9 protein-coding genes are annotated in these 12,039 nt (G+C 67.1%); 5 read left to right on the plus strand and 4 right to left on the minus strand.

Features of this window, described 5'->3' with window-relative positions:
• Window positions 1–75: 75 nt before the first annotated feature.
• The 4 genes from IFT63_RS14770 (at window position 76) to IFT63_RS14785 (ending at window position 5,219) form a co-directional block, all read left to right on the plus strand.
• Window positions 76–1,095, plus strand: coding sequence for a sugar kinase (locus IFT63_RS14770; RefSeq protein WP_192084900.1), 1,020 nt, complete (start codon window positions 76–78; stop codon window positions 1,093–1,095).
• Window positions 1,082–1,720, plus strand: a complete 639-nt coding sequence (gene eda, locus IFT63_RS14775; RefSeq protein ID WP_192084902.1) for a bifunctional 4-hydroxy-2-oxoglutarate aldolase/2-dehydro-3-deoxy-phosphogluconate aldolase — start codon at window positions 1,082–1,084, stop codon at window positions 1,718–1,720. Before IFT63_RS14770 ends, eda begins: the two co-directional genes overlap by 14 nt.
• 187 nt (window positions 1,721–1,907) lie before the next feature.
• Window positions 1,908–2,300, plus strand: coding sequence for a hypothetical protein (locus tag IFT63_RS14780; RefSeq protein WP_192084904.1), 393 nt, complete (start codon window positions 1,908–1,910; stop codon window positions 2,298–2,300).
• Window positions 2,301–2,477: 177 nt separating this feature from the next.
• Window positions 2,478–5,219, plus strand: coding sequence for a TonB-dependent receptor (locus IFT63_RS14785; protein ID WP_342450502.1), 2,742 nt, complete (start codon window positions 2,478–2,480; stop codon window positions 5,217–5,219).
• 31 nt (window positions 5,220–5,250) lie between these two features.
• On the opposite strand, the gene ligD is transcribed toward IFT63_RS14785, so the two are convergent.
• The 3 genes from ligD to IFT63_RS14800 form a co-directional block, all read right to left on the minus strand.
• Window positions 5,251–7,782, minus strand: coding sequence for a DNA ligase D (gene ligD / locus IFT63_RS14790; protein WP_192084908.1), 2,532 nt, complete (start codon window positions 7,780–7,782; stop codon window positions 5,251–5,253).
• A gap of 3 nt (window positions 7,783–7,785) precedes the next feature.
• On the minus strand, window positions 7,786–8,739 hold the full coding sequence (locus IFT63_RS14795; RefSeq protein ID WP_042612125.1) for a Ku protein: 954 nt from the start codon (window positions 8,737–8,739) through the stop codon (window positions 7,786–7,788).
• 82 nt (window positions 8,740–8,821) lie between these two features.
• On the minus strand, window positions 8,822–9,226 hold the full coding sequence (locus tag IFT63_RS14800; RefSeq protein WP_042612126.1) for a hypothetical protein: 405 nt from the start codon (window positions 9,224–9,226) through the stop codon (window positions 8,822–8,824).
• Between the two features lie 144 nt (window positions 9,227–9,370).
• Here IFT63_RS14800 and IFT63_RS14805 point away from each other — a divergent pair, with 144 nt between their 5' ends.
• Window positions 9,371–9,727 carry a hypothetical protein gene (locus IFT63_RS14805; protein WP_042612127.1) on the plus strand — a complete coding sequence of 119 codons (357 nt, stop codon included), beginning with the start codon at window positions 9,371–9,373 and terminating at the stop codon, window positions 9,725–9,727.
• A gap of 66 nt (window positions 9,728–9,793) precedes the next feature.
• Here IFT63_RS14805 and IFT63_RS14810 read toward each other — a convergent pair whose 3' ends face one another.
• Complete coding sequence (locus IFT63_RS14810; RefSeq protein ID WP_192084911.1) at window positions 9,794–11,914, minus strand: TonB-dependent receptor; 2,121 nt, start codon at window positions 11,912–11,914, stop codon at window positions 9,794–9,796.
• Window positions 11,915–12,039 lie beyond the last annotated feature (125 nt).

Consider the following 12,039-nt stretch of genomic DNA (forward strand, 5'->3'; position numbering starts at 1 on the left):
AGAGCCACGCGGGGTGCGTGGTTCCCTCCGGCGGGCAGCAACGCGATGCTGCAGTCCGGGCAACGAGGACATCTGATGAGTCGAGTGGTCTGTTTCGGGGAACTGTTGTTGAGGATGGGTGCACCGGGCAACGAGCTGCTGCTGCAGTCGCCGCGCCTGGACGTACACGTAGGTGGCGCCGAGGCCAACGTAGGGGTCTCGCTGGCGCACTTCGGCCATGAAGTGGCGATGGCCAGCACGGTGGCCGACAATCCGCTGGGCGCGCATGCGCTGGGCGAACTGCGCCGCCATGGCGTGGATACCCGTGGGGTGCGCCTGCAGGCGGATGGCCGCATGGGCCTGTACTTCCTCACCACCGGCGCGGTGCAGCGTGCCAGCGAGGTGGTCTATGACCGTGCCGATTCGGCCTTTGCGCTCAGTACCGCCGCCGACTACGACTGGCCGACGCTGCTGCAGGGCGCGGACTGGCTGCACCTGTCCGGGGTCAGCCCGGCACTCGGCGCCGATGTGGCCCAGGCCACGCTGGCGGCCGCACGCGCGGCACGTGCGCAGGGGGTCAAGGTGTCCTTCGATGGCAACTTCCGGCCCAAGCTGTGGCAGCGCTGGGGCGGCGATGCCAAGGCCATCCTGCGCGAGCTGTTCGCCCAGGCCGACATCGTCTTCGCCGATTACCGCGATATCGAAGTGGTGCTCGGCCAGCCCTTCGCGCAGGACGACGTGGTCGCCCGCGTGGAAGCTGCCGCCGCCGCGGCGTTCGCCGCCTTCCCGCAGCTGCAGTGGATGGCCTGCACGCAGCGCCAGGCGCTGAGCGTTGACCACCACGCACTGGGCGCGCTGCTGATCGGCCGCGATGGCACGCGGGCACAGGCACCGGTGCGCCAGCTGCAGGGCATCGTCGACCGCATCGGCGGCGGTGATGCGTTCGCTGCCGGCATCCTGCATGGCATCATGCGCGGCTTCGATGCCGACGCCACCGTGCGCTTCGGCTTGGCCGCCGGTGGCCTCAAGCATTCGATCCCCGGCGATTTCAATCCCGTCAGCGAAGCTGATGTATTGGCCCTGGTGGGCGAGGAGCGTTTTGATGTCAGGCGCTGATCCGCGCGTTCGCGCGGTACTGAAACTTGCACCGGTGATCCCGGTGTTCACCCCCGGTGACGTGGACGATGCGGTGCAGGTCGCCCAGGCCCTGTTCCGCGGTGGCCTGCCGGTGGTGGAAGTCACCCTGCGCACGCCGCGCGCGATGGAAGCGATCAAGGCCATGGCTGAAGCCGTGCCGGATGCGGTGATCGGCGCCGGCACCGTGTTGACCGCCGCGCAGATGCAGGCGGTGAAGGAAGCCGGCGGGCGCTTCGCGGTATCGCCGGGCGCGACCGATCGGCTGTACGCGGCCGCGCGCGACACCGACCTGCCGTTCCTGCCGGGCGTGGCGACCTCGTCCGAACTGATGCACGGGCTGGAGCAGGGCTTGGATACGTTCAAGTTCTTCCCGGCGGTGCAGGCTGGCGGTGCGCCGTTGCTGGCTGCGTGGGCCGGTCCGTTCGCCGATGTGCGCTTCTGCCCCACCGGCGGCATCAGCGTGCAGACCGCGCCGCAGTTCCTGCACCTGCCCAATGTGCTGTGCGTGGGCGGTTCGTGGTTGACCACCGCCGCGCTGCTGCAGAGCCGCGACTGGGCGGCGATCGAAGAACTGGCCCGCCAGGCATCGGTGCTGGCGAGCTGACCTGCCTCGGTAGCGCCGAGCCATGCTCGGCGCGCGCAGCGGGAACAGGGCGAATGCATGACCCTACCCGGTAGTGACGGCCGCTGGCCGTCATGCTTCTGCTTTCCGCTTCGCTCGCCGAGCGTGGCTCGGCGCTACCAGGGCAGCATCCAGAGCAGCCGACTGAAGTCGGCTCTACACTGGCCGCATGGCGATGTTCAAAACCTTCCTGTTTTCCCTGCTTGCGCTGGGCGGTGCGCTGCTTGCGCTGGTGCTGGTCACCACCGTGGCCAGCTGGTTGCCGCCGTTGATCGGTGTGCACCCCGGCGGCGCGGTGCAGCTGGGCTGGGACCTGGCGTTCACCGTGCTCGGCGGCATCGCCGCGGTGGCCTTCGCCAGCTACCACGCGCCATGCTGGCCGCGTTCGCACGGCGTGGCCCTCTGGTTGCTGCTGGCGGTCGCCTCGTTGTGGGCGGCGTGGGACATGGGCAACGAGTTCCCGCGCTGGTTCGTGGTGCTGCTCGTGGTTTCCCTACCGCTGCAGCTCGGCGCCGGCCTGTGGCTGGGCGCACGCCGTTTGCGCACCGCAACAAAGGCTTAACAATTCCCCTCTAGTCTCTATGTCCGCCGGTTACCGGCACGGCCGCGCAGGGGCCTTGTGCGAACCATCGCATGGGCGCGCGGCACGAACTCACAGGGCAATGGGGACCATCCGATGCGCAATACCCTCCGGGAGACGCCGACGCGCGTCCCCCATGCGAAGCTTTTGTCCCGCGCCGTGCGCGCCGTCCTGATCAGTGGCATCGCCACGCTGCCCCTGCAGGCATTGGCAGAGGAAGCTGCGCCCGCCGGCAGTGACGCCGCGATGCAGCAGCTGGATACGGTGGTGGTGACCGGCGGCTACGCAAAGAGCCTGGAGCGCGCGGTTGACCTCAAACGCAGCAACATCGGCTTCTCCGATTCCATCGTCGCCACCGACGTGGCCGACTTCCCGGAACAGAACCTGGCCGAAGCGCTGCAGCGCATGCCGGGCGTGACCATCGAACGCAACAAGGGGCTGGGCAGCAAGGTCAGCGTGCGCGGCCTGCCGTCCGAGTTCACCCACGTCTCGATCAACAACCTCGCTACTGCCTCGGGCAGTGGCGGACGCGATGTGCAGTTCGACATCTTCGCCTCGGACGTGGTGCAGACCGTGACCGTGCAGAAGTCGCCGACCGCGGCCGACGAAGAAGGCGGCATCGCCGGTTCGGTGTACATCGAAACCGCCAAGCCGTTCGACTATGCCGAGCCCAAGTTCAGCGCCTCGGCCGAAGTGGCCAACAATTCGATCAACGGCAAGAACGATCCGAAGATCTCTTTCCTGGCCAGTGATACGTGGGGCGACTGGGGCGGACTGGTGTCGTTCTCCAAGGCCAAGCGCACCAATCGTACCGACTCCAATTCCGGCATCAACTTCCGTCCGATGGGCCGTTTCCTGGAAGCGTCCGGCACCCGCGGTTCGCAGGCGGCCGCGGTGCTGGCGCGCGATGCAGGCATCGTCGTCGGCAACCGCATGGACAAGGACGAGACCAACCGGATCATCTTCCAGGACAAGGTCGGTGATCGCATCTACCTCAACGAGCAGGACCAGTGGGGCGCGACCGCCTCGTTGCAGTTCAAGCCGAGCGAAGCGTTCTCGCTGAGCTTCGATGCGATGCTCGGTGGTTACGACACCCACGAAGACGAATACGATGCGGCGGCCTATTCGGCGTCCAGCCGCAGCACCCTGGACACCATCCACGATTACGACGCCGACACATTGTCGCGCTACGGCATGGTGGTCCTGCGCGATGTGTCCTACACCGCCACCCAGCATGAAATCCTGAGCAAGGAACGCTTCGCCAACACCGACTACCGGCAGTTCAGCACCAAGCTGGACTGGACCGTGGGCGGCTGGGACATCGATGCACTGGTCGGCTACTCCGGCGCGCGCCGTGATTCGGACTACGCCAACCTCAAGCACGTGGCCTACGCACCGTCGCGCACGCGCTGGACCGCCAATGGCGGCGAGACACTGGCCAGCGCGGCGTCCAACGGCTTCGACATGTACAACTCTCCGGAGAAGTACCTGTTCGAAGCCTATGAGACCGAAATCGAGCACGTGAAGGACGACAAGTACGCCGCGCAGCTGGACTTCCGCCGCTCGATGGAACTGGCGTTCTTCCCGGCCCTGACCAGCGTCAAGTTCGGTGCGCGTTACACCGACAAATCCAAGGACCGCGAGTTCGGCAACACCAAGATCCAGGGCCCGACGGCCGGCAGCGCAGCATGGGTGAACACCCGCACGCTGGCCGACAGCAATCCCGGCTGGATCAGCGACATCGTGCCCGGCGGCGGCTACGAGCCGAGCAACCTGGACTGGCAGCAGGTGTCCAACAGCTACGCTCGCAACACGTTCCGCTATGCGGGTTTCACCACCCCGCTGGATAACGGCCAGTTCTACCAGGTCGATGAAAAAACCCTGGCGCTGTATGCCATGACCGACTTCTACTTCGACATCGGCACGGTGCCGGTGTACGCCAACCTGGGCGTGCGTTCGATCGACACGAAGGTCGATTCGGCCGGCTTCCACCCGGTGCAGAACGCCGATGGCAGCAGCGGTTACACGCCCACGCCGATTTCCAGCAGCGGCGACTACAGCGACCTGCTGCCCAGCTTCAACATGACCGCTGAAATCGCCGATGGACTGGTGCTGCGCGCGGCGGCGTCGGAAACGCTGATGCGTCCGTCGCTGACCGACATCGCCTACCGCCGCACCGTCAGCTGGTCCAGCTTCCGCTTCATGGACGGCAACCCGGCGCTGAAGCCGACCACCGCCAGGCAGTGGGAGATCGGCCTGGAGAAGTACCTGGAAAACGGCGGCCTGCTGTCTGCTTCCTACTTCTCCAAGAAGATCGACGGCGTGGTCCGCCAGGAACTGACCGGCATCGTGCCGAACGTGGAGAAGCTCAACGCCAACGGGTCGCTGGATGGCTACTACGACTTCGAGGTCTACCAGCCGGTCAATGCCGATGGGTCCTACAAGGTCACCGGCGTGGAACTGGTCGCGCAGCTGCCGCTGTCGATGCTGCACCCGGCGCTGGAAGGCTGGGGCATCAATGCCAACTACACCCAGCTGGACAACACGCTGACCGGCGCATCGGACCTGGACATCCCCACTCCGCCGGAGGGCCTGGCCGAGAAGGCGTACAACTTCACCCTGTACTACGAGAATGATCGCTTCGACGCGCGCGTGTCCTACAACTACAAGGACAAGTACGTGGAGTACATCCATCTCAACATGTACCCGGTGTACCGCGATGCCTACGGCCAGACCGACGCGTCGATCGGCTTCCGCCTGAACGACACCTGGAAACTGAGCCTGGATGCGATCAACGTGTTCGACGAAGAGACCTCAGGCTTCACGATCGATAAATCGTTCCCGACCCAGTACGAGTTCTCCGGTCGCCGCGTCAGTCTCGGTATCCGCGCCGATTTCTGATCGGCCGTCGGTGGGTGACGACCGTTGGTCGTCACCGCTCCAACGTCGGCAGCACCTGCGCAAGCGTGGTGATCCCTTCCCAGGGGTCACCCTTCAAGCGCTTTGCCCGCGCCAACGCCTTGTCCAGTGGAAACGCATCGGCCGCCGCGACGCGGCCGAGTTCTTCCCAGCGCAGCGGCACCGCCACGCCGGCGCTCTCGCGCGCCCGCAACGACCACGAACACACGCTGGTGGCCCCGCGTGCATTGCGCAGCCAGTCGATGAAGATCACCCCGTTGCGCTTGGCCTTGCTCATGGTGGCCACGTAGCGGTCCGGCGCGTGCTGTGCCAACGCCTGCGCGAAGGACTCGCAGAACGCCTTGGCCTGCTCCCAGTCGGCCTTCGGCTGCAATGGAACCACCACGTGCAGACCCTTCCCACCGGATAACCGCACGAAGCTTTCCAGCCCGGTTTCCTGCAGGCGAGCGCGGATGTCACGGGCCGCCGCCTTGATCTGCGTCCAGTTCACGCCGTCGCCGGGATCCAGGTCGAACACCAGCCGGTCCGGATGCTCGGGATCGGCCACCGTCGCCCCCCAGGGATGCAACTCCAGGGTGTTCATCTGCACCAGCTGCAGCAGCCCTTCCACGTCGTCGATGTAGACGTAATCCTCGGTACCGCTTTTCTGTTCCAGCGGCACTGCACGCACCGCATCGCCCAGGCCCTGGCCGTGGTGTTTCTGGAAGAAGCACGCCTTGCCCACGCCCTGTGGACAACGCAGCAGCGACAGCGGCCGACCGCTGATCTCCGGCAGTATCCATGGCGCCATCGCGCGGTAATAGTCGGCCACGTCGCCTTTGTGGATCTTCTTCTTCGGGTAGACCACGCGCTCGGGGTGGGTGATGTGCACGTGCGATTGGCTCCCTTCCACCGGCGCGGCAGCAGGCTGGGCGCGGTCGGGCTGCAGGTCGGGCGCGGTCTTGTCGGTGCGCAGGCGTTTGAAGCTGGCCTGGCGCAGCAATCCCTCCTTGCCCCAGCCACGGAAGGCGACTTCGGCCACCAGCGTGGGCTTCACCCAGTGCACGCTGGCGGCGCGGAACGGTACGTGTGCCGGCAGCTCGACCGCAGCGCTGGAGGTCGCCATCTTGCCCAGCGAGGCGCTCAACGCGCGCAGCTTCGCATCATCGAAGCCCGTGCCGACGCGGCCCACGTAACGCAGCCCACCCTTGTCCGGCGTAGCCATCAGCAGCGAACCGAAACCTTGCCGTGAGCCCTTGGGCGCGGTGTAGCCGACCACCAGGAACTCATCGGTTTGTTCGTGCTTGATCTTCACCCAGCTGCGCGCGCGGCCGTTCGCGTAGGGCGCATCCACCTGCTTGCTGATGATCCCTTCGAAGCCGGCCTTGCCGCTGGCGGCGAACACCGCCGGGCCATGGTCGAGTACATGGTCGCTGTAGGCGAGCGTGCCCGGCACATCACCGATCAGCGCCTTCAGCAGCGTCTTGCGCTCCAGCAACGGCGCACGGCTGATATCGACCCCGGCCACGCCCGGAAGATCGAACACGACGTAGCGCAAGGGCTGTTTCGCCGTGCCGTCGATCACCCGCTGCAGCGCGCTGAAATCACTGCGCCCCTGGTCATCCAGCACCACCAGTTCGCCGTCCAGCCGCGCATCGTTGACAGGCAGCGCGGCAATGGCCTGGCTCACTTCCGGGAAATCATCGCTCCAGTCCAGGTCGTTGCGCGAACGCAGCGTCACCTTGCCGTCGTGCAGATCGGCCAGCAGGCGGTAGCCATCCCATTTGATCTCATGCAGCCAGCGTTCTCCGTCGGGGGCGTTCTCGCGGTGATCGGTGAGCTGCGGCGCGTATTCGTGCGGATAGGGGGTGTCGCGCGCACCCTGCAGCGCCAGCGCGCGCTTGTGCCAGCGCGCGTCCGCCTTGCGTGCCCGCGGTGCCGCCGCAGGCGTACTTTTCGCGGGCGTTCTTTTCGACGGCGTGCTTTTCGACGGCGCGGCCTTGCGTGATCGGGTGGCGGTGGTCGAGGTCGCAGCCGGGGTCTCCAGCAGGTCGTCGGCCTCTGCATCGGCGGCATGGGCATCGTCGCGCTTGATCAGCAGCCACTGAACTTGGCGCCCTTTCAGATTGGTGCGTACCAGCTTCCAGCCGCCGCGCAGGCGCTCGCCGTGCAGTTCGAAGTCGAGCTTTCCGGCGGCCAGTGCTTCCAGTGGATCGCCATCGATGGCCCACGTGCCATGGTCGTACACATCGACGTGGCCAGCCCCGTAGTGACCCTTCGGGATGTCGCCCTCGAAGGTCGCATAGGACAGCGGGTGGTCTTCCACTTCCACCGCCAGGCGCTTCTCACCGACCCGCAGCGAAGGTCCCTTCGGCACCGCCCAGCTCTTCAACACTCCGTCCATTTCCAAGCGGAAATCGTAATGGCGGCTGCTGGCATGGTGCAGCTGCACGACGAAGATCGGTCGGTGCGCTGACCTGCCGCGCCCGGCTTGGTCATCCGGCTCGGGCGTGCTGCCTTCGGCGGCGCCCAAGCGGCGCTTGCGGCGGTACTGATCCAGGGACATGGCTCAGCCCGCCTTGCGGCGTGGGGCGGCCTTCGACGCAGCCTTCTTGGTCGCCTTGGCCGGTGCCTTCTTCGCCGCTGCCTTGGCCGGTGTCTTGCTGGCCTTCTTGGTCGCCGCTTTCTTCACCGTCTTGCCGGCGGTCTTCTTGGCCGGGGTGCGCTTGTTGGCATCCAGGCTCTTCTGCAACAGCGACATGAAGTCGACCACGTTGGTGCTGGCGTCCTCGCGCGGGGCCGGCTCGTCTTCCACCGTGGTGGTGCCGCCGTCTTCCTTGATGCGCCTGGTCAGCACCCCTTGCAGTCGTTCGCGGAATTCATCGTGGTACTGGGTGGGATCCCACTCGCCGGCCATCGACTCGATCAGCTGTTCGGCCATCGCCGTTTCCTTGCTGCTGATGCGGTAATCGGACAGCTTGCCGTCGGGCAGCTTGAAGTCGGCCGGGTCGACCAGTTCCTGCGGATAACGCAGGATCATCAGCACCAGCGCGTCATCGTTGGGCATCACCGCGCACAGGTATTCGCGGGTGCGCACCACCACCTTGGCGATGCCGACCTTTCCGGTACTGCGCAGTGTCTCGCGGAGCAGCACGTAGCCTTTTTCGGCCTTCTTGCCCGGCACCAGCAGGTACGGTTTCTCGAAATAGCGCGGATCGATCTGCGCAGCGTCGACAAAGCTTTCCACCTCGACGGTCTCATGGCTTTCCGGCGCTGCGGATTTGATGTCGCCCTCTTCCAGCACGACATAGCTGCCCTTGTCGTACTCGAAGGCCTTGACGATATCCTTCCACGGCACCTCCTCGCCGGTATCGGCGTTGACCCGCTCGAACCGGATCGGTTTCTTGTCGCGCGAATCCAGCATGCGGAACTGCAGGTCGGTCCGGCGCTCGCCGGACATCAGCGAGACCGGCACGTTGAGCAGGCCGAAGGAAAGGGTACCGGTCCAGATCGGGCGGGCCATGGGACGCACCGTGCGGGGTCAAGGAAACGCCAGCTTCAGCGCGCGCGCGTGAAACGACCGTGTCCGTTGCCTCAACGGCAAGTCACTGCAGCAGCGGGCGCACGGCCGGGGCAGGCATATGGTCAAGCGCCAGCCAGGCATCTTCGACTACCTCCCGGGCCTTGGGCCAGCGCAGCCGCGACTCGCCGCGCATCAGTTCCCACTGCGCGGCCAGTTCGCCCTCCGTTTCCTCGCCGCCGCCGCGCGGCCAGTTCGCCGCATGGGTGGTCAGCGCGAAGGCGTACGCCGGGCACAGGTCACGCCAGCTGCGGTGGGCCTGCCGGCGCCGGTCGTCGTAATCGTTGAGCATGTACTGCAGGTAATCCTGCGCGACGGCCTGCGGATCTTCGCGCTGCTGGCGGCGGGCGCGGCGCTGGGCAGGGCTGCCGGCCAGCGGGTCGCGCCGGGCGTTGAAGACCGAGGGCGCGGGACGTTCCGGGCGGTTCATGGCGCGGCTCCAGCTTGCAGGGCGGGCGGCCAGATGTAACCACGGCGCCGTTATCCAGTCGTGATCGATGTGTTGATGACGCGGGATTCGCAGTGGCTTTACCTCTGAAGGGCTCTAGTAGGGGCCTCATCGAGGAGAGCCGCCATGAACAGAGACACCTCGCGCGACCCATTGCGCCAAGCCACTGCCCCCGTGCCCGGCGAGCAGCGTGGGAAGCATGACAACATGGACGCTGAAGAGCGCGGCACGGGCGCGCCGTTCGTCGATGCGGATGCCGCGTCCGCCACGGACGACGAGCATTTGCCGGTGCGGCATGTCAGCGACCAGGCTGCACAGGACCGCAAGGACTGCGGTGACCGCCATCGCGGTGGCCAGGAAAGCCCGCTCAAGCGTCGCGAACGCAAGCAGCACGCCAGTGACAACCAGGACGAGGCGCTGGAGGAGACGTTCCCGGCGAGTGATCCGACGTCACCGTTCGTGCCGGCCAAGGCGCCGGATTGAGGGGTGAGGGTCGTGACGACCAACGGTCGTCACCCACCTGGGGCGGCCATCACCCACCGGGGGCAGTCATCGCCAGGACCACTGGACGCCCAGGCTGCCGCGGCGGTCCGGGCCGGGTTCGTAGTAGCGGCCGTTGCCGTCGTTGACGATGACCGAGCCGATATAGGCCTGTTCCAGCAGGTTGTCCACACGGGCGAACACGCGCAGGTCGCCGCCGCGCAGGGTCCAGCGGCGGGCGGCTTCCACGTTCATCACCGCGTAGCCCGGGGCGCGCTCGGTGGCCAGGTCATTGACCACCGTGTCGCTGCTGCCGGTGACTTCAGCCGCCCACAGCCAGTCGCGCGGCTGCCACTCCAGGCGCGCAAAGGCCTGCTGGCGCGGCACGCCGGGCAACCGGCTGCCGGCGGAAACGAGCGTGTCCGGCACCGCGCAGCCGCTGCCGGCGCAGGCCAGGTAGGCACTGCGCACTTCGGCCTGCAGCCAGGTCCAGGCCACCTGCAGGTCCAGGGCCTGTGCCAGCGGCTGGTGCCATGACAGCTCGGCGCCCTGGCGGCGGGTGCGGCCGATGTTGCGGTAGGTACTGCGGCCATTGGTGTTGCTGGCCACGGCCAGTTCGTCGTCGGTATCGGCGCGGAACAGGCTCACCTCCAGCCGGCGACCGTCCTGGGCCTGCCATTTGCTGCCGATTTCCACATTGCGGCTGCGGGCGGCGGACAGGCCCAGCGCCAGCCCGGCCTGGCCATCGGCGCGATAGCCGAGTTCGTTGAAGGTGGGGGTTTCAAAGCCACGGCCGACTGCAGCGTGCAGGCGCCACTGCGGAGTCACTTCGAAGCTGACCCCGGCTACCGGCGTGGTGGCCTGGTAGCGGCGGCTGCCGCTGTCGTCCGGATTGCGGCCGACGATGTAGTGGTCTTCCGAACGGAAGCGGACACTGCTGTGGCGCGCGCCGGCCAGCAACGACCAGCGCGGGCTCCACTGCCACCACGCCTGCACGAACTGGTCCACGTTGGACACCGTATCGCGCTGGTCACGGCGCAGCCGGCCGCGCACGCCCAGTGCGTCGCCGACGAAGTTTTCATGGCCGGTGCGGTGCTGGCGCTGGCGGTCGGCGTTGACGCCGGCGGTGACATCCAGCGCGCGCCCGGCCAGTTCGCCGTTCCAGCCCCAGCGAACATCCAAGCCGCCGAAATCGCCATCCAGTCCGATCACCCCACCGGCATGCAGCGGATTGGCCTGCGGGCCCGGCGGAATGGCCAGGAACTGGGTCACCTCGCGCTGGCCGGCGTAGCCGGTCAGGCGGAAGCGGTGGTCGTCGCGCTGTCCGCTGTAGACCAGCCCGGCCTGCGACTGGCGGACCGATTTACGGGTGTTGTACTGATGCGCCACCGAAGTGGCCTGGCGCGGATCGGCGGCCACTTGGGCGCGGGTCAGGCCGAGCGGATCCTGCGCGTTGGGCGCATCCAGGTAGTTCACCAGCAGCTCCAGCCGGTCTTCGCCCACGGCCGTGCCCAGCCGTGCATTCAGCGATTCTCGGCGTGCCGCGCTGTGGTCGCGCCAGCCATCGGTACGGAAGTGGTTGGCGGCGATGTTGTAGTCCACCGGGCCCTGCACGCCGCGCAGGTGGGCCCCCACGCTCAGCGTATTGTCGGCGCCGGCATTCAGCCGGAGCCGCCACGGATCGCCTTCGCGGCCCTGGGCGGTATGCACCTGCAGCACTCCACCGGAGGAATTGCCATACAGCGCCGAGAACGGCCCACGCAGCACCTCGATGCGCTCGGCACCAAGCAGGCTGGCGTGCGAAAGCTGGCCCTGTCCATCGGGCATGGTGGCCGGTACCCCGTCCACCAGCACGCGCACGCCACGCACGCCGAAGGTGGAGCGCGCACCGAAGCCACGGATGGAGAGCTGGGTGTCCTGCGCCAGGTTCTGGCGATCACGTGCCAGTACGCCCGGAATCCCCCCCAGCGCCTCGGCCAGCTGGGCCTGCGGACCGCTGCGGTCGTCATCGATCCACACTGTGTCCGAGCTGGACGGCAGCGCGAACGGGTCGATGCCGGTCACCCGGGCGGCCTCGACTTCCACCGCAGGCAGGCTGCGCGTGGCCGGGGGTGACTGGGCGAAGGCGAGGCCGGGCAGCAGCAGGGCGCAGGCCATGGACAGACGGCGACGGGCCGGGGGCAGGTTCATCATTCAGGTTCAGCAGCAAGCGTGAACGCGCCATGGTACCGGCCACGGCGTGACGAGGAATGCCGCGCCATCGGCACGCTTTGTTACGATGGCGTGGTCCCCGCCCGGTGGCGGTGGCACTGCTG

The sequence above is a fragment of the Stenotrophomonas sp. CFBP 13724 genome, from assembly GCF_014841975.1.
Lineage (GTDB): Bacteria > Pseudomonadota > Gammaproteobacteria > Xanthomonadales > Xanthomonadaceae > Stenotrophomonas > Stenotrophomonas lacuserhaii.